The sequence below is a fragment of the Chryseobacterium sp. Chry.R1 genome (genome assembly GCF_039645525.1).
Taxonomy (GTDB): domain Bacteria; phylum Bacteroidota; class Bacteroidia; order Flavobacteriales; family Weeksellaceae; genus Chryseobacterium; species Chryseobacterium proteolyticum.
On sequence record NZ_CP151793.1, the window covers coordinates 3710168 to 3730711 of the forward strand.

Annotated in this window: 1 protein-coding gene; it reads right to left on the bottom strand. The window is 39.4% G+C overall.

Going from position 1 to position 20544, the window contains the following annotated elements:
• Positions 1–12 precede the first annotated feature (12 nt).
• On the bottom strand, positions 13–20544 hold the full coding sequence (locus tag AAEU33_RS16850; RefSeq protein WP_345989026.1) for an amino acid adenylation domain-containing protein: 20532 nt from the start codon (positions 20542–20544) through the stop codon (positions 13–15).

Here is a 20544-nt window from a genome sequence, read left to right on the forward strand (position 1 = left end):
TTATTGTGATTATTAAAGTGTTTGTTTTATATTTTCTTCGGTATTTATTTTAGTTAACCATTCTGTACAATATGGTGTATTCACAATGGTAAAGTGATTGGCCTCTGTAGGGATGATCTGCACCTCGCTGAAATACTGATCCCAGCCTGCAGCAGCTCCCTGATCTCCCCAATCTTCGCCTGAAAGTTTCGTATTATCTGCTTCTACGAAAATTAAAGTTTGATCCAGTTTTTCTTCCATCTTGTAAACTGCTGAAATAGAGGCCCGGAATACCTCCCACATTCTGGCTACTGTTTTAGCTGGAAGTGTATGGACTGTATCACAGATAAATGGCATATAATCCTCTTCCGGCAGTTGTTTCACAAGATCTTCTACGGCATCGTCACTCAACCATGGCTGACTAAACTGGATCAATGATCTGAAATAGGTTCCCAATTTTTGAGCTTCCTCTAAGGAATTGAAAGAAGAAAGCGGATCCGTGAAGCAATCCAGGAAAATAACCTTGTCGATTTCGATGGCCAATTCCTTCGCCTGTCTGATCATCTCATAGATTACGATACCCCCATAACTGTGTGCCAATAAATTAATACCTTCAATAACTCCCGTCTGTTTAATCTGTTCCAGGTTATAAGATGCCATTTCCTCAATGCTTATGCTAGGTGCTTCATCATTCGTAATCCCTTTCATCTGCAATCCATACACAGCTCCTTCTCCAGATAAATTACCTGCCAGGGTAAAGTAACCTTCTGTTGACCCAAGCGCACCTGGAATAACAAAAGTTACTTCTTCCATATTTCCTTCTCTTAATGTTAAAACAGATTCTTCACCTGACTCTTCATTACCATTGATCAGTGTTTTTATTCCTGCTATGGTTGGATTCTTCATGATGTGGATCAGCTGAATGTCTTTATCAAATGCAGTATTGATCTTATGGGCAAGCTGAATCATCGTTAAAGAGTTTCCACCCACATTGAAGAAATCATCATGAATACCTACCCTATTTAATTTTAATAGCCTGATCCATATCTCCGCCAGCTTATGTTCTGTTTCATCCGATGGTGCTGTAAACTCACTTTGATTAATATCATTTGGATCAACGCTTGGCAAAGCTTTCCGATCAACCTTACCATTAGAAGACAACGGAATTTTATCTATTTCAATGAATATGGAAGGAACCATATATTCAGGCAGATGAGCTCTTAAGTGCGTTTGTATTTCTTCTTTGTCAAAAACATCATTTGCTACGACATATGCAACCAGTCTTTTATTTCTGTTATCATCTTCTACCGTTAGAACCAAGCCTTGTTTTACGAGCGGAGATAACTGCAAAATAGTTTCCACCTCTCCTAACTCAACTCTGAATCCATTGATCTTAACCTGTCCGTCCTGTCTTCCAAGGAATACAATAAATCCGTCAGGATGCTGACAGCCAATGTCTCCGGTACGATATAATTGTTTCTGCATTCCGGGATGTTCAATAAAACTGGCAGCTGTTTTTTCTGGATCCTGGTGATAGCCTTTAGCTACCCCAATTCCGCCGATATAAATATCTCCGGGAACATTCACTGGGCAAGGAGAAAGGTTGATATCTAAAACATACATTTCCTGATTACCTAAAGGATACCCGTAAGGAATACTCTTCCATGACGGATTGATTTCACCGATCGGATAATGAATAGACCATATAGAACCTTCTGTTGCTCCACCAAGGCTGATCACAGCACTGTCCGGATTGATCTTTTTTATTCTGCCCGGTACATCCAAAGGAATCCAGTCTCCACTCATCCAGTACATTCTTAAGCTGGAAAGATGCATTTCAGAAGTATCTTCCTGTCTTTCTATCAACAAATTCACGATCTGAGGTACTGAATTCCAAACAGTCACCTGTTCTTCTTTCACATAACGAAGCCAGATATCGGGATTCAATCCTTCTGTTTCCAAAGGTAGGATCAATGTTGCTCCACAGGCAAATGTTCCGAAAATATCGTAAACAGAAAGGTCAAAGTTGAGATCGGATATTCCAAATACCTTATCGTCTGAAGTAATGCCAAATCTTGCATTCATATCATACAAGGTATTGACAGCCCCACGATGATCGATCATTACCCCTTTCGGTTTTCCGGTAGACCCTGAAGTAAAAATGATATAAGCAAGTTCTGTATCCGGAACTTTTACAGTTTCATGATCCGCTGATTCTTCGGCAAAAGTGTTTTCTTCCAGAAGGATTATTTTCACTTCCTCAGAGCAGCTTACCTTATCCATATAATCCGGTTGTACCAAAACGATAGTGGATTCCGTCTGTTTAATCAATTCATTCATCCTGTTTTCAGGTAGGCTGCCTTTAACAGGAATATAATGTCCACCAGCTTTCAGAATTCCCAATACGCCCCAAACCTGCTCTACACTTTTATGAGAAACCATCGCTACAGGAGCATTAGCAGCAAGGCCTGATTTTACAAGTGCCCCCGCTAAACGATTCGCCATTTCATTTAATTCAGCATACGTAATTCGTCTTCCGTCGTGTACTACTGCAATTTGATCAGGAGTTTTAAGAACCTGTTCTTCGAAAAGATCAGATAATGTTTTATGTTTCGGATATTCAACCGCTGTGTCATTTCTTTCGTAAAGGAAGTAATTGATTTCTTCTTTAGATAGAACTTCATACGTTTTTATCTGTCTTGCTGTATTTTCCAGAACACCATTCATTAGCTCCATGAAATATCCCATATGTTGTTGTATCAGCCCCGGACTGAATACATCCTGATCATATTTCAGGCTTACAATGATTTCTTTTCTCAGATCCTGTATTTCCAAAGAATACACGTGAGCCGTTTCCTGATATACTTCATCATAAATTTCAATACCTGAACCACCTCCCGTTAATATTTCATCAAAGATGTTCTGATAAATGAATGATACTTTGAATGGTGTTTCTCTATTACCGGAACGGTCTAAATTCAGATCTGATAATAATTTAGGCAAAGGATAAGCTGCATGAGACATTCCATTGATCATTCCTTTTTGAATATTTTTCACCAACTCTGCAAAAGTCTGGTTTCCAGACACTCTGTTACGCAATATCATCATATTGACATAATAACCAATACTGTTTTCATACTCCTTTTTAGGACGTCCTGCAGTCGGCATCAAGATCAATAGGTCTTCCTCTGTGGTCAACTTATGAAGTAGCATTGCATAGATCCCTGAGAATAAGACAGAAAGATTGACTTTCAGCTTTTTACCTAATTCTTTGAGCTGATCTACTTTCTCCTCCCCAAGCTTTATTCTTTCAATACCAATCGTATTTGTTTTGGTACTGTTCTGCTTGTACAAATCATAAGGCAAATTAATTATGGGTAGTGTTCCAGATAAGTTCTTTTTCCAATACGCCAGACTTTTCTCTCCTTTCTTACTTAGAATGAAATTCTTTTCCCATTCTACATAACTGAAATAGGCAAAATCAGGTTCTTTAGCCACTATTTTTTCTCCGTTTAAAAGCTTCTGGCATTTTTCAAAAAGAGAAGCTATAAACACAGAGCTTGACATTCCATCAAAAATGATATGATGAAATACCAATAGAATATAATTATTATGGGCTGCAAGGTCTCTTCTGACATATAATCTTACCGGTAATTCTATCTCCAGATTGAATGGTTTTCTTACCAGATTCCATGAAACTTCATTGATATTCTGACCTTCAGCAAGCTCTTGATCATCCACTTCAACTTCTGATACATTTTGAATTTGATTATAAATCTCTCCGGTTTCATCAGTAAGAAAACGGGACTTAAGAACCGGATATTCATCAAGCGTTAGCTGAAATGCTTTTTTCATGACATTATAATCGATGGTTCCCGGAATAATAAACGATACAGGAACATTATAATTTGTATTTCCAGGTTCCAGTTGCTGTATAAACCAAAGTCCTTTCTGACCTTCTGAAAGCGGATATCTTGGTGATTCTTTCCCCTGAATTTCTTCTACATCAGTGATGGTACTATCCGATAATGCTTCAGGCTGATGAACGGCTGTTATTTTCTCCTGATATTCTTCGAGAAGGAAATCAGCCAGATCATTGATCGTTGGATAATTATAGAAAACAGCAGGAGTCAGGTCCGTATCATAGAAATCATTGAGTTCATTAGAATACTTGATCAGTAAAATGGAGTCAAATCCGTAATCACTCAGTTTTTCATCCCTTTCAATATCGCTTTCGGATAATTTCAACAGCTGAGCCGTGATCTCCAATAATTTTGATGCGACTTTATCCTGTAATTCAGCACTTTTAGGCATAGCATGCGCTTGTACCTGTTTCTGTTTTACTACTAATCTGTTCAGTAATTGAGATCGTATTTTATCAACTTTTCCATAGGTTACGATTCCCTGGGTGTAATTACTGCCTAATAATTGATCAAAAATGTTAATTCCAACCGAATTAGGTAAAGGAGACAATCCATATTGTTTGTCTAAATATTCCTGACTGGTCTCGTCCATTACCATTCCACCTTCTTTCCAGAATGGCCAATTGATGCTGATCGTTTTCCCTTGTCGTTTCCCTTTATTGCGCTCAGATTCCCTGTACACGGCATAATTATCCAGATAGACATTAGCGGCTGCATAATCTGCCTGGCCTGCATTTCCTGTGATGGCGGCTAATCCGGAAAACAGCACCATAAAATCAAGAGCTTCATCTTTGGTGGCTTCGTCAATGTTCTTAACGCCATTTACTTTAGCAGCAAAAACTTTTTCTACTTCATCAGGAATTTTATTGACAATCAAACTGTCCTGAGTTACCCCTGCACTGTGGATGATTCCATCTATTCGGTGGTATTTTTCTTTAATCTGATCCAGTAAACTCACAACCTCTTCTTTATTGTTCACATCACAACTGAAGTAATCTCCATGAGCAAGACCCGCAATGAAAGCTTCTTTTTCTTCATCTAGCTGACCTCTACCTGTTAAGATCACTTTCGTTTTTGGTATTTTGTTGATGTGGGTAGCGAATAATCTGCCTATTCCTCCTGCTCCCCCTATGATCAGATACACTCCGTTTTCTTTAATTTTTAATCCGTCATTATCCGAAATATTAATTTCGTTAAGTTTTTTCACTTTTCTTAGCCCGGACTCATAACGGATCTCTGCATCGGCAGTACCTAGTTCTGTCTGTAAAATTGAGGTCAGTTCCGGTGCATCTTTTACAGAAATTCGATCAACACTGATGATCTTCCCTGTGATTCCCGGATTTTCAAGACTTGCTGTTTTGAGCAGTCCCGATATAAAGCCGTAATCCAGGTAATCTGCAATACAGCAAACGATTAATAAATGGGACGTATTTTTCTCTAATGCTCTTTTTTTAATTACAGACATCACATCAATCAGGTAATCTTCGGCAACTGCCCCATCGATCGTTGTGGTTTCAATTCCCAATTCTGTTTTAAGATTTTCCGCGAGCTGTGCCGGGCTGTCTACCAACAAGACCATTGGAATCGCTTCGTTTTCATGTCCGGCAAAGCTTTCTGCAGCGCATTCTTCCCAATTCATCGTAAATATGCAGGCATCTGTTGCAGCATCCGACCATTCTGTTTTCTCAGTTCCATCTACCGGAAGGGTAACAAAATCATGGAAACTCATCAATACTTTTCCATGATCATCCAGAATATCTACATCATAGGTAATTACAGCTCCATTTCCCTGATTGGCTTTGCTTTTTCTGGCATAACTCCAGATATTAAGAGGCAGTTCTTCATAGAATACAACTTCTTTAACACTAAATGGAAGCTGAGTAACCGGTTTTTTATTGATAAAGCCCATTCCCATACAGCTTTGCAATGCACTATCCAAAAGACCCGGAGAAACACTGAATCCTTGTAATTTTGGTAATGTAATCTTCGACAATGCTTCTGTGGATGAGTAATACATATGCTCAATTCCCATGAAACTATCTCCGTATTGAAATCCCATCTGTCTGAAAATATCATAACATGTTGCTCGGTCCACACTCTCTGACATTCTGTTTTGAATAGATGTAAGATCAAATGAACTCTTCACTGGCAAAGATTGCGTTGAAATACGACCCTGGCTATGAAGCTGCTCTTGTCCATTCAATGAATAGATTTCATAACTAAATTCTTCATTAATGCTTTTCAAACGAATATGCACCTCTTCTGCCTTTCCATTGACGCGTACAGGACTCATCCATGCGATATTTTTAAGAACGGTTATCTTTTCTGATAAAAGCTGGGTTCCTGAAATTCTTGCCATTTCAAGGTAAGCTACACCCGGTAATATGATCTCATTCTGTATTTTATGATCACTTAAAAATTCTTCGTTTCCTGTAAAAGTACTGGAGAACTGGAAAGATTTAACTGTTGAGGTATTACGATGGATCAGTGGATGCAGATAACTTGTTTGCTGACGGTTGACAGTAGATTTAACCTCAGGAATCCAGTAACTCTGACGGGCAAAAGCATATGTAGGAAGACTGATTTTATTCGGACGTTGTTCCTGGTACAATAAATCCCAGTTGATAGTTATTCCTTTTGTCCATAACACTGCTAACGATTTGATCTCACCATGGGCAATAGCATAGTCAATATATGCCTTACCAGCTCCGCCTTCCAGTAAAAAGTCTGCTTTATCCTTTTTGATGTTTCCGATCATCAGGTTTTCAGTATTCCCTTTCAGGAATCCATCCAACTGAAGCATCAGATCGGCCTGGTCTGCAGCAAGTAGAGCAAGACGTTCTTCCATAGGTTCTCTTCCGACTTGCAGGGTATAAGCTATATCCTGAATATTAGTTCGTAGATTTCTTTCTAACCAAGACAGCAATTTACTAACCTGATTTTTAAGTCTTTCTGCATTTTTTGCAGAAATAATGATCAATGCCGGTTCGGTAGAAATTGATGACACTTTATTTTCCGGATACTCTTCAATAACCATATGTACGTTCGTTCCACTAAAACCAAAACTGCTGATGGCCGCTCTTCTTGGTGCCTGATTTTCTGTTTTCCAATCAGTTAATTCACTTCCTACCTGGAAAGGGCTATTGACAAGATCAATTAAAGGATTGCATTCTTCAAAATTCAAGGTGGGTACCAATTGTTTATGTTTTAAAGAAAGCATGATCTTCAGAACACCTGCTACTCCTGCAGCAACTAATGTATGACCGATATTGGTTTTAACGCTTCCGATTCTGCAATACTGTGTTTTTTCTGTATACTTTCTGAAAGCATTCGTCAAGGCATCCAGCTCAATAGGATCTCCCAGACTGGTTCCTGTACCATGTGCTTCTACATAGCTGATGGTCTCAGGATTGATATTGAACTTTTTATAGACTTCCTTTTCAAGTTCCTGTTGTGCCAGAACACTTGGTGCTGTAATTCCATTGGAAGCTCCATCCTGATTGGTTAAGCTGGCTTTGATCACTCCATAAATTCTGTCTCCATCTCGTTCTGCATCCGCAAGACGTTTCATGATCACAACTCCTACCCCTTCACCCGGAACAAATCCATCCGCTTTTTTATCAAAAGTATGGCATTGTCCTGTGGAAGACATCATTCCGGCTCTGCTGGCCAGAGAATAAAAACCAGGCGTTGTCATGATATTGATTCCTCCCGCAATAATCAGGTCGGTTTCCCCTTTTTGTAAGCTGCTGCACCCCATATCCATCGCCAAAAGAGAACTTGAGCACGCTGTATCCACAGAAATTGCAGGTCCCTTCAGATCTAAGAAATAAGATATTCTTGCTGCTAATACAGCACTGGAATTCCCCCACATTACTGAAGCTTCCTCACATTCCCGGATATTGTAATCACTTGGAGCCACTCCTGCATATACTCCACACTTGCTGCCTTTTAAACTTTTCGGATTGATCGCTGCATCTTCAATGGCTTTCCAGCAATGCTCCAGGAACAAACGCTGTTGCGGATCCATCATTTCGGCCTCATTTCCTGAAATCTTAAAGAAAACAGGGTCGAATTTATCAATATCCCTTAAGAAACTACCTTTCCATTTCGTGCCTTCATTCTGTGTATATCCCTGCCATCTGTCTGCCGGTACATCACCGATCAGACTTTTCCCGTTTTTCAAAACTTCCCAAAATGCATCCAGATCGTTGGCAGCCCCAAACTGTCCGCTCATCCCAATGATGGCGATATCATTTTCATGGCGATATACTGGTTCCTGAGCTTTAACAGAGGCAGTAAATCTTGTTTTCAAAGGTGTTTCCACTTCACGAACTGAAGCTTGAACTGAAGTTTCAACAGCCACTTCAACTTGTAATGCTTCGCTAAAGTTCTGCATTAAATGCTCAGCAAGCTGCTGGATGGTTCCATAGCTGAAAATATCTGTAGATTTCAGATCCACCTTCAGTTTTTCATTGATATTTTTGATGAGTTCCATACTCAGGATGGAATCAAAACCATAATCCATAAACTGGCATTCTATATCAAAATCGCCTGGTGGAAGTTTGATTAAATCGGCAGCTATTTTGGTCAGCTGCTGGATCAGGCTATTATTATCTATTGTTTTTTTCATAACAGGCATTTTCTGTTTTGGTGCTGCTATAGTCTGTTGTATAACAGGAGGCACCATTTTGATTTCATGTTTTTTTTCTGGTTGTTTTATTTCGGAAATGATCTTTCCATCGCTGGTAGCACAAATGATCTGTTGTGAAAGGACTTCTCCCTGAGGATAGCTTATTGCTTGAAGATAACCCGTTTCTTTCAACACATTTTGCCAGCTTTCTGATGATAGTCCAGGACTTCCGTTTAATCGTATTCCGCGGTCTTCATACAGCCACCATCCGTCTAATAATCCGAAAGTTAATGTGGTAAATATTTCTGTGCGTGCTATTTCATTCATGATCAGTAGGCCATCCTGTTTTAATAAAGCTTTGATATTATTCAGGGTTACGGCCATGTTTTTAGTGGCATGCACTACGTTAGCACCAATCACGATATCATAACTGCCTAGTTTTATCTGCTGATCGGAAGGATCCGATTCTATATTCAAAATAGCTGTTTCCAGATACGGTGCCATTGTTTTAAACTGTTGCTCTGCATAATGAAGGAAACTGTGTGAAAGGTCCGTGTATAAGTAGAAAAGATGGTCTTTATAAGGTTCCAATGCTCTGAAAACAAATTGGCTTGTTCCTCCTGTTCCTGCTCCTACTTCTAATATTCTGATCTTTTCACCCGGTTTTAAATAAGGAATACTGGCAGCAACACTATTTTTGATGATCCCTGTCAACAAATCGTTAAAGTAATCGGATTGCGCATTTCCTTTATAAATACCGCTTACATAGTCCATGCTTCCTGCGGGAAACATCACTGAAGTAGCCTGTATCTTTCCTGTTATGATTTCTATGAAGGACTCCAGACAAATCTTAAGCAGTGTTCCATGAGGACGGTATTCCTGTCCCTTCATCACAAGCTCACTCATCTGCTGTTCGAAATCAAAATCATTAAGAGCGTCTTTTGTTTCTTCAGCCACAAAAATCTGAGTGTCTTTTACGGTTACATATCCTTTTGTCTCCAATAAATGAATCAAAACAAAAAATAACTGTTCGTATTTATCACTAATGGAAAGTTGAGATCTTAAACTACTGATTGTTTGACCCGTAGTCTGCTTTTCTTCCAGTCCAAGTTGAAGTAATACTTTCAAGATTCCTTTACAGCAAAGCATTTCAAATATCTGATCCTGCTCATCTGCTTTTGGATAAATAAGAGCATCCGCTTCTTCCATTTGTAATACGGAACTGGATTTGACTTGTGAAATCTCCTTCTCATGATGCATGGTAGGCATAGCAGCAGCCGTTGCAGCAGAGAGTTTCAAAGCAACGATCTGTTGTTCATTGTTGTTTAACACGGTTTCAAGCAAGTGCATTCCCTCTTCCGTCTCTATGCTTTCAATACCTGCCTGCTTCATTTTTTCTTTATAACCATCTGCCGCTACAATACCGATCTCGCCCCAATATCCCCAATTGATGATCCTAACAGGGATATTCAACAGGTGGTTTACATTAAGCGCATAACTATCTTTAAAAGAACACCCTGACGCATAATTAGCTTGTCCCGGAGCATGTACCAAAGATTGTGCTGAGGAATAGAAACAGATAAAATCAAGAGGTTCGTTTTTGAATATATGTACTAAATTCTGGCTGGACAGAGATTTAGGCATGAACGCTTTTTTAAAATCATCTTCAGTCATATTTTTCAAAAGCATATCATGCAAAACAATTGCTGAGTGAAACAGACCGTGAACCTCGCTGTGATTTTCTTTAATTAATTTATAAGCTTTTTCAACCTGTTTTGGATCAGTAGCATCACATGAGTAGTATTCAGGTTTTTGTCCCAGTTTGGCAATTTCTTCCTGAGCCATCATAATTGCTTCATCAGCGACTCTTCTTCCCAACCAGATGATCTTCGCCTGATAGTTCTTTACCAGGTATTCTGTAGTTGCTTTTCCTAATCCTCCTGCACCCCCTAGCAATACATAAGTTCCTCCGTTTCTAAACGTTGAAGAATTTACTTCAGGTAATACAATAGGATACAAATGCTGTCTGTAATAATGCCCGTTTCTCAAAGCAGTAATTGCATTTTCTTTATTATCAAGACTGATTGTAAATAGATCTGCCCAATTGATTTTCGCAGGATTTTTCAATGCAGATAGACCCAGATCAATCCTGTTAACTGACCATTGAGGTTGTTCTTTTATCAAAGCTCCTGTCATTCCTATCATCCCACTGCCTGCAGAAGTTACCTTACTATCCGGCAAAACTTTCTGTGTATTAGAAGTGAATACGGTAAGTTTCAAGTCTTTGATTCCTGCATCTAATAATTGTTTTATGCTAGTAAATACGGCCAACTCTCTTGCAGAATGATCATCCATTAATGCATTATCACCTATTTCAGTTAATCCCTGTAAAAGATAAACACCTGCTACATCATCAGGAACTGCATCTAAAGTTTCTGTAGTGGTCACCTCCGCACCTTGATTCATTAGCCACTTTCCAAGTTCTTCACCAAATACCGGATCTGAACCTCCGGTAACAAGGATCTGTTTTCCTTCAATTAAAACTGAAGCTTCCGGCTGGGTAATTATCCTGTCCCACATAGGTTTGTGAGCAATGGATGAAGCTTTACCCGAAGTGCTTTGAGAGGTAACCTGAGGTGACAATACCAAATCCCTGAAATGCAGTAAAACAGTTCCCTCTTCATCCATAATATCCATTTGACAACAGAAAGCTCCACTTTGCTTTTTCTCAAATGTTGCATGGCACCAGATCACTGATGGTAATGTTCCAAAAATGGTTATTTCAGCAGCATCTGAAGGCTGATAAAGAGATTGTTCTCCCTGACTTAACAACCAACCTGTGCTGGTTTGTACGATATTGTCCAATACTCCCGGAGAAAGAATAAATTCATCAGTAACCGGTAATACGATTTTTGCCAGTGCATCAAGTTTATCGAAATATAATATTTCCACTCCCTGAAAGTCAGCTGCATAAGTCTTACCTGCTTTTGCAAACAAGTTGTAAAGCGCCTCTTTTTCAATAGAATACTGATAGTATTGTATTAAATCTTCAATATTCTTTTGATCATGGGGCTGCTGAAATTCCGTATTCAATAAGCCCTGACCATTAAGCTGTATCTTATTTTCTTTATGTTTTGTGTAGATTTCATACCCGATTTCATTTCCTGCGTTAAAGAGGTTGATCTGAACATTGGCAGGAACTCCGTTTACTCTTATCGGATCAACCCATGACACATTCTTCAATTGGGTAATACGCTGAAGTAAACTTCTTTCTCCCGCTTCTCTTGCGAGTTCTAATAAGGCAGAAGATGGCAGTTCTTTATAATTGGTGATCTCACACTGTGTTAAGAAATCTTCTTCTCCCGTATAGGTGCTGATAAATTTCTGCTCATTCAGGTCAGAATCATTGCTGTGCAATAATGGGTGCAGATTATTCTGACCATATTGTACAATTCCGTCGTTAACGATAGGAATCCAGTATCGATCTTTTATAAATGGATAAGCCGGCAAACTGATTCTTGAAGGAAATCCTTTAGGATAAAGAGAATTCCAGTCTGTATCCACTCCATTCACCCAAGCCATTGCTATAGAAAGCAAATCTTTTGTGTGCTGGATGTAGTTTTCATCTTTTTTACGAATATTTCCTCTGATTGGATTCATTGTTTTTTGATCCAGATAATCGCTTAACTGAACCATCAGATCTTCTTTATCAGTCGCAATGAATGCCAGCCTTTCCTCCATTTCTTCTCTACCTACCTGTAAGGTATAGGCAACATCATATAAATCTGCCTGACTGTTTTTTTCTAAGAAATTTTTCAGATTCTCCACCTGGATGGCAATTCTGCTGGCATGTTTTGCAGACAATGCAATGATCACAGGCATTTTATAGTCCAATTTCCTGGCTGGTAAAGCTGCATATTCTTCAATGATGATATGAGCATTGCTTCCTCCTGCGCCAAATCCACTGATCCCGGCGATACGAGGTTTCCCGTCATTTGTTGGCCAAGCTTCAAGTTGTTGCTGTACTTTAAAAGGACTGTTTTCAAAATCAATATCCGGATTTAGAACAGCGGAATGTAATGAAGGAACCAACTGCTGATGCTTAAGCTGTAAGATCACTTTGGTTAATCCTGAAATTCCTGCTGCCGATTCACAATGTCCGATATTGGATTTGACAGAACCGATGCTGCAAAACTGTTTTTCTGTAGTTTCAAATGCTCTGTTCAGTCCTGCTATTTCGATCGGATCTCCAAGACTAGTTCCTGTCCCATGGGCTTCTACATAGCTTAAATCACTTGCCTTAACTCCACTTTTCTCGATCGCAGCTTTAATTACTGCAGCCTGAGCTTTTGGATTTGGAACGGTATATCCATTCGTTTTACCGCCGTGATTTAATGCGGTTCCTTTAATTAAACCATAAATATGGTCACCATCTTTAATAGCTTCGCTTACACGCTTTAATAATACCGCTCCAACACCTTCTCCAGGTACATATCCATCTCCACCCATACCAAAGCTTTCACAACGGCCTGCACCAGACACAAAACGTCCCTGGCTCAGCATCAGATATTTATTTGGATGTACGCTAATGTTTACTCCTCCGGCAACAGCCACTTCGGTATTTCCAACAATCAGATCATTACATGCTAAATGAATAGCCGTTAAGGAAGAAGAGCACATCGTATCAACGGCCATACTCGGACCATTGAAATTAAAGAAGTATGAAATTCTGTTCGCAATACTGCTTGCTATACCGGCCGGCGTTACAAAATTCCCCTTCATTCTTTCCTCAGCACCAAATAACTGGTATTCTTCATACATTACTCCGGCATAGACTCCGATTTTCTTAGCAATTCCGGTTTCGGCATCTTCTGAACGTATACTGTCACGGGTGTATCCCGCATCTTCTATCGTTTCCCAAACAGTCTGCAGGAAGAGACGTTCCTGAGGATCCATCAATTCTGCTTCTCTTGGTGAGATACTGAAAAATAAGGGATCAAACTTATCAATGTCATTCATAAACCCACCCCATTTGCTGTAACTTTTTCCAGGGCGACCTTTTTCTTCATGATACATTTCATCTGCATTCCAACGGTCCACCGGAATCTGTGTGATACAGTCTTTTCCGATTTTAAGATTCTCCCAGAATTCTTCCAGGTTATTGGCATCCGGATAACGTCCGCTGATACCGATAATGGCAATATCTTCGTTTATGTTTTTATTCCCAGATTGTTGTTGTACCATTGAAAAACGTTGGCGTCTGTTTTGAACATCAACAGGTCTCTCAGTTTTTATAACTTCTTTTGTCAAAGGTGCCGAAGCTTTAACTACAGCCAATCCTGTTAATTCTAAAAGTAATGAACGATGAGCTTCCATAAAGTAGCCACAAAGCTCTTTCAGGGTCAGGTATTCAAAGAATAAGGTACGGGGTAACTTACCAAATACGTCCTGCAGGCAATTAGAAAGCCTGATCACCAATACGGAATCAATTCCGTACTGCTCAAAAGGAACTTCAGCCTTTAATTTTTCTTCAGGCATTCTCAACTCTTTTGCCAGAAGGCCACGCAGATAGATTATGGACGCATTGTAAAGACTATCATTATTGACAGAAGTTTCTGTTGGTGAATAGGATATTTCTTCTGGTTTCTCCACCAAAACCTTCTCCTCTTTAGTATCTCCAAACAGTACCATTCCCTGGGTAATTCCACTATTCATTAAGCTTTCAAATGCCTTAATACCCACATCAGTTGGCATCGGTGCCAAACCAAAGTGTTGCATCATATAGATTTCAGCTTCAGCACTGATTTGCATTCCGCCTTCTTTCCAGAGTGGCCAGTTAATGCTTAAAGTCTTTCCATAACGTCTGCCATTCATACGTTCGCTTTCCCTGTAATGGGCATAATTATCCATCCAGGTGTTCGCTGAAGCATAATCAGACTGTCCGGCGTTTCCATTGACCCCCGCTATGGAAGAGCAAGTGATCATAAACTCTAAAAGAAGGTCTTTCGTTGTTATATCAAGATTTCTGGTTCCTTTTATTTTAGCGGCAAAAACTTCTTTTACTTCCTTTTTTGTTTTCTGAAGGATCATACTGTCACGAATCACTCCTGCGCTATGAATAATACCGTCAAGTTTCGTATGTTTTTCAATGATATTTTGAATAAGATCATTGACTGCTGACTCATCACTGATGTCACAAGGATAATACAATGCATTATCTAATTGATCAACAGCTTTTTGTTGAGAAGGGTTCAACTGTGGACTTCTGCCTGTTAGAATTATTGTTGCCCCTTCTGTTTTATTAAGATATTCCGCAAAGATCAATCCTAATCCACCAGCACCGCCAGTAATCAGATATACTCCGTCTGACTTGATGTGAACGGGAGCTGTGGAAGAATCAACCAACCTATTTTCCATTGATCTTACCTCGCGTTTTCCTGCTAAATAGCGCACTTCATGGTCTGCGTTCTGTTTTTCATTCATCAGAATACCACCCAATTCTTCAAGATTTTGAAATGCCTGATCTTCTAAGCTGATCAGTTTTCCGGTAATTCTAGGGTTTTCCTGGGTTAACGTTTTTAGTAAACCTGTAATAAATCCGTACTGATAATACTGATCCTGACTGCAAGCCACGACAATATGAGTTGCCTTTTTATGAGGCATTACTGTTTTTGCCAGAGAAAGCATATCCATAAAGAAATCTTCCTCTTTTACTGTATTAATGGCCGTAACCGTTAATGAGAAATGATTGTAAAGATCATCGGCCATGGTCCCGGATCCTCCTGCCAATATGATGATCGGCATTGTATCTTTAAGAGATTGTACAGGTTCTGGCTGATACTTCCAATGATCAGCTAATAAGCTAAGTCCTTTCGGAGCCATTTCGGTATCATTAACGCTATCATTGGCTACAAAACCATTCACAGGTAATAATACTAACTCTTTGAAACGAAGAACAACCTGTCCTTGATTATTCAAAAGATCAATGTCATAGCTGCTAATTCTCTTTCCTGCTTTATTTTTCTTAATGTGACACCACAATTCATCTGTTAAATCCTGATACAACTCTATTTCAGTTACGCTAAAGGGCAATAGAATCTCTTTGGTGCTTTTTGCCAGCTGCATTCCTATGCATGACTGTAATGCACTGTCCAGAACTCCCGGAGTTAAAACCAAAGCCTGATCCTTTGGTAAAGAAATCCTTGATAAAACCTCGTCTTCATTGTAATACATCTCGCGGATGCCACGGAAACTTTTACCATAGTCTAATCCAGATTTCTGGAATAAAGTATAACAGTCACTTCCGCTTATTGTATGGGCTAATCCTGCTTTGATTGTTTTTATATCTTTCTGTTCAGGAATGATCAGTTCATCAGTAGATACGATCCCTCTGCAATGTACCTGTTCGGCATTGTCGTGGGTATAGATTTCAAATTCTATTTCATTTTCTGAAGTAAACAGACTTGTAAAAACAGTTTGCTCCTTATCGTTGATCTGAATTGGATGTACCCAGCTAACCTCTTTTAATTGTGTGATCTTTGCCTGTACAGACTGCTCTCCTGCTTCTCTTGCCAATTCGAGATAAGCGACTCCCGGTAATGTTTTAACATCATGTACCAGATGATCTGTTAAAAACAATTCTTTCCCCGTGAAAATGCTGGTAAACTGCTGTTCTTTAAGATTAGAAGTATTGCTGTGCAATAAAGGATGAAGTTTTGAACCTGCTTTTAATACTAATTCTCCTTCTCCTTTTGGAAACCAATAGCGTTCATTGGCAAAAGGATAAGATGGTAAACTCATGATAGACGGTTTAGCATCATTGTAGATCAGATTCCAGTCGATATTCACCCCTTTTACCCATAGCTGAGCTAAAGAATGACTCTCCTTTTCTTTGATAATACTTTCCAGATAAGCCATCCCAGACTTCCCTTCCAGAGAGATACCCAGATGATCGTTGTAGATATTCCCAATATATAAATTCTGTGTATTCTTTTCCAGATAACAAGATAATTGTGAAAGCAAGTCTTCTCTATCTTCTGCTATAAAAGCCAGTCTTTCCTCCATTGCTTCTCTTCCCGTTTGAAGAGTGTAGGCAAGATCATCAAGATTTATTTCGGAATGGTTTTCAATATGCTTTTTGAGGTTCTCAACAATTATCTTTAATCTCTCTTCATCTTTGGCTGACAATACAATCACCAATGGCATTTGCGGTCTGTAAGCAACATTTTCACCTACATATTCCTCTATGATAAGATGTGCGTTGCTTCCTCCTGCACCAAATCCACTGATTCCGGCAAGCCTTGGTTTATTATTTACAACAGGCCATTCTTCAAGTTCTTGTTGAACTTTAAATGGTGTATTTTCAAATTTTATATTAGGATTTAGTATCGTAGAGTGCAGAGAAGGTACCAGTTGGCGGTGCTGCATTTGTAACAGAACCTTGGTTAATCCCGATATTCCTGCTGCTGATTCGCAATGCCCAATATTGGATTTTACGGAGCCAATGCTGCAGAATTGTTTGTTTTTAGACTCAAAAGCTTTATTTAATCCTGCTATTTCAATAGGATCTCCAAGGCTTGTTCCGGTACCATGCGCTTCGATATAGCTGAAATCTTCAGCTTTTACACCCGCCTTTTTCATAGCAGCTTTAATGACAGAAGCTTGTGCTTTTGGATTCGGTACGGTATACCCGTTGGTTTTACCTCCGTGATTAAGAGCGGTCCCTTTAATTAAACCATAGATACGATCTCCATCTGCTAATGCCTGGCTGTACGATTTTAGCAATACAGCACCCACTCCTTCACCCGGAACATAACCTTCTCCTCCTTCTCCAAAGCTTTCGCATCTGCCCTTACTGGAAACAAACATTCCCTGGCTCAGCATCAGATATTTATTCGGATGTACACTGATGTTCACCCCTCCGGCCAGAGCCATGGTACAATTGCCATTCTGGATGCTTTCACAAGCAAGATGTATTGCTGTTAAAGAAGATGAACACATGGTATCTACTGCCATACTAGGTCCATTCAGATTGAAAAAGTAAGATACCCGGTTGGCAATACTGCTGATGCTTCCACCAGGATTTACGAAATTACCTTTCGCATTTTCTTCAGCTCCAAATAAAGGATATTCTTCATACATCACCCCTACATAAACACCTACCTGCGGCTGGGTAGCATCTTTATCTCTTCCTCCTTCCAGTTTCTTTTTAGGATACCCTGCATCTTCGAATGTTTCCCAGGCAGTCTGAAGAAAAAGACGTGCCTGTGGATCCATTAATTCTGCTTCACGAACAGAAATGTTAAAAAATAAGGGATCAAAATGGTCTATTTCATCAATAAATCCGCCCCATTTGCTATAGCTTTTTCCTGCTTTTCCTTTTTCTTCGTCATAAAAATCTGTAAGATCCCATCGGTTGGCAGGGATTTCCGTAATACTATCTTTTCCTGATTTCAGGTTCTCCCAAAATTCTGAAAGATTTTTAGCCTGAGGATATTTCCCTGAAAGTCCGATAATGGCAATAGGCTCATTAACAGCCGATGAATTTCTGCTCATTGATTTCTCCTCAACCTGAGAAGCAGGTTTTATATCATTTTTAATGCTCTCACTGATTGGTTTAGAAATAACAGCGGGCTCTTCTGGCAATGCTGTTTTTATACCAGTAAGTTCGATTAATTTTTCAGGATAAGCATCAACGAAAAACTCGGTGACTTCAGCCAATGTCTGACATTCAAAAAATAAAGTCCGTGGGGTATTGTTGAAGATGCTTTCCAGACGATTAGTTAATTTCGTGATCATGATAGAATCGATTCCGTACTGTTCAAATGAAGTATCAGGTTCCAGCTTATAATTCTTCATTCTGAGTTCTTTCGTCATTACATCTCCCAGGTAGATCATGGATGCAACGTACAATGCTTTATTAGTTTCACCCGTTTTCTTTTGATTGGTTTTAGGAGTTGAAGCTCCATTCATCCATGCTTTCAGCTTATCTTCCTCGCCATATACCACAACACCTTGTGATGAGGTATTGCTCAACAGAATTTCAAAAGCTGAAATCCCATCAGAAGTAGGCATTGGCCATAAACCAAAATAGCTGGCCATATATTTTTCCTGATCTGCATCGATCTGCATTCCGCCTTCTTTCCATAAAGGCCAGTTAATACTTAAGGTTTTGCCTGTTCTTTTTCCTTGATTACGTTCTTTCTCCCGGTGGTTGGCAAAATAATCCAACCAGGCATTAGCGGCAGCATAATCTGCTTGCCCTGTATTTCCGAATACGCCCGCTAATGATGAACAAAACATCATAAAATCAAGTTTCTCGTCTTTTGTTGCCTGATCTATATGCTGAGCTCCGATAATTTTAGCAGAGAAAACATCATGAATTTCCCCTGTAGTCTTATTGCTTATTAAGCTATCCCGGGTAGTTCCTGCACTGTGAATCACTCCATCCAGATGACCATAGGTATTTTTTATCTTTTTAATTAAATCTGTAACAGACTTTAAATCCGTAACATCACAACGCTCGTACTGTGCATTTCTAAATCCTTTAATTTTTTCCTGTTGCGTAAGGTTTAATTCGCTTCTGCCTGTCAGGATTAATTGTGTTCCCGGTATCGTATTCAGATAATCTGCGAAAATCAATCCCAGTCCACCAGCTCCACCTGTGATCAGGTACACTCCATTTTCTTTGATCTCTGTTTTTAATCCTGGATTTTTATCAGAAATTCCTGTTAAGCTTCTAACTTCTCTTTGTCCCGATTGATAACGTACTTCCGGCTTATGGTTTCTTTGCTCTTCCTGTAAAATCTCTGTCAATTCATCCAGTTCATTCATTGAAAAGCTTTCTACACCTATCGTTTTCCCTTGCAAAAGCTGATTTTCCTGCACTGCTGTTTTCAACATTGCTGAAATAAAACCATATTCAAGCTCGTCTGCAACAGGATAAACAAAATGAATCTTCAGTTGAGCAGACTGTTTATTTTGTATTTCTTCTAAAACCTGGATAAAAACAGACTCTGGTGTTCCTTCGTTAATTGTTTTTACTTCACATTCCAATCTTTCGCTTAATTTCTCAGCCAATACAGCAGATCCACCCGCCAATACTACCAATGGAGCATCACCTGTTTCTGTTTTTGATAATCCTGCATTGGTCTCATCTAAAGCTTCCGCTTTCCAATTATAACTGTATAAGTGGAGCTCTGGAATTACATTAACGCTATCATTTGTTTTAGCATTCTTTTCAATAGGTACTACAACAAATTCAGAAAAACGAATTACCAGTTCTCCGAAATTGTTCAATAATTCAATATCATAGCTATTAGCTAGTTTACCGGATCTGTTTTTGGTGACATAACACCATATCTCTTCCGGAAGCGCCTGGTAAATATTCATTTCTCGGACACTGAAGGGCAGCATCAATTGTTGATTCTGATCCGCAAGGCTAATTCCCATACAGGTTTGTAGCGCACTATCCATCATTCCCGGAGTCCATACAAAGCCTTCTGCCGCTGATAAAGTTATTCTTGATAAAGCTGCTTTTCCATTGTAAAAAATTTCCTGGATCCCCTGAAAGGTTTTCCCATATTCAAGCCCAATGGAATTCATTATTTTATAATAATCTGCACCTTCTTTATGGCTTCCGGAATCTTTAAAAAGATCACGAAGATGGTTTATATCTCTTATTTCCGGAGACAGCTTGTCAGCTGTCCCTAAAATACCTTTGGTGTGCAATTGAGTATCAGCTTCACCGCTAAAGATTTCATAGGTTAATCCATCTCCCTGCTCCACGACGTTCATATAAAGCTGAACGGGTGCGTCACTGATCTTAACGGGTTGCAGCCAACTAATGTCCCTGAGTAGAGTAATGTCTTTTCCGGCAACATATTCTCCTGCTGCGCGGGCCATCTCAAGATAAGTGACCCCAGGCAGTACCTTTGTTCCAAGCACTTTATGGTCCGTTAAAAAAAATTCTTTTCCGTTATATATACTGTTGAATTGGTGTTGTTTCAT

Bases quoted from the DNA above. Each gene is read 5' to 3' on its own strand.
- AAEU33_RS16850 (WP_345989026.1), bottom strand. From the start codon at position 20,544: ATGAAACAACACCAATTCAACAGTATATATAACGGAAAAGAATTTTTT.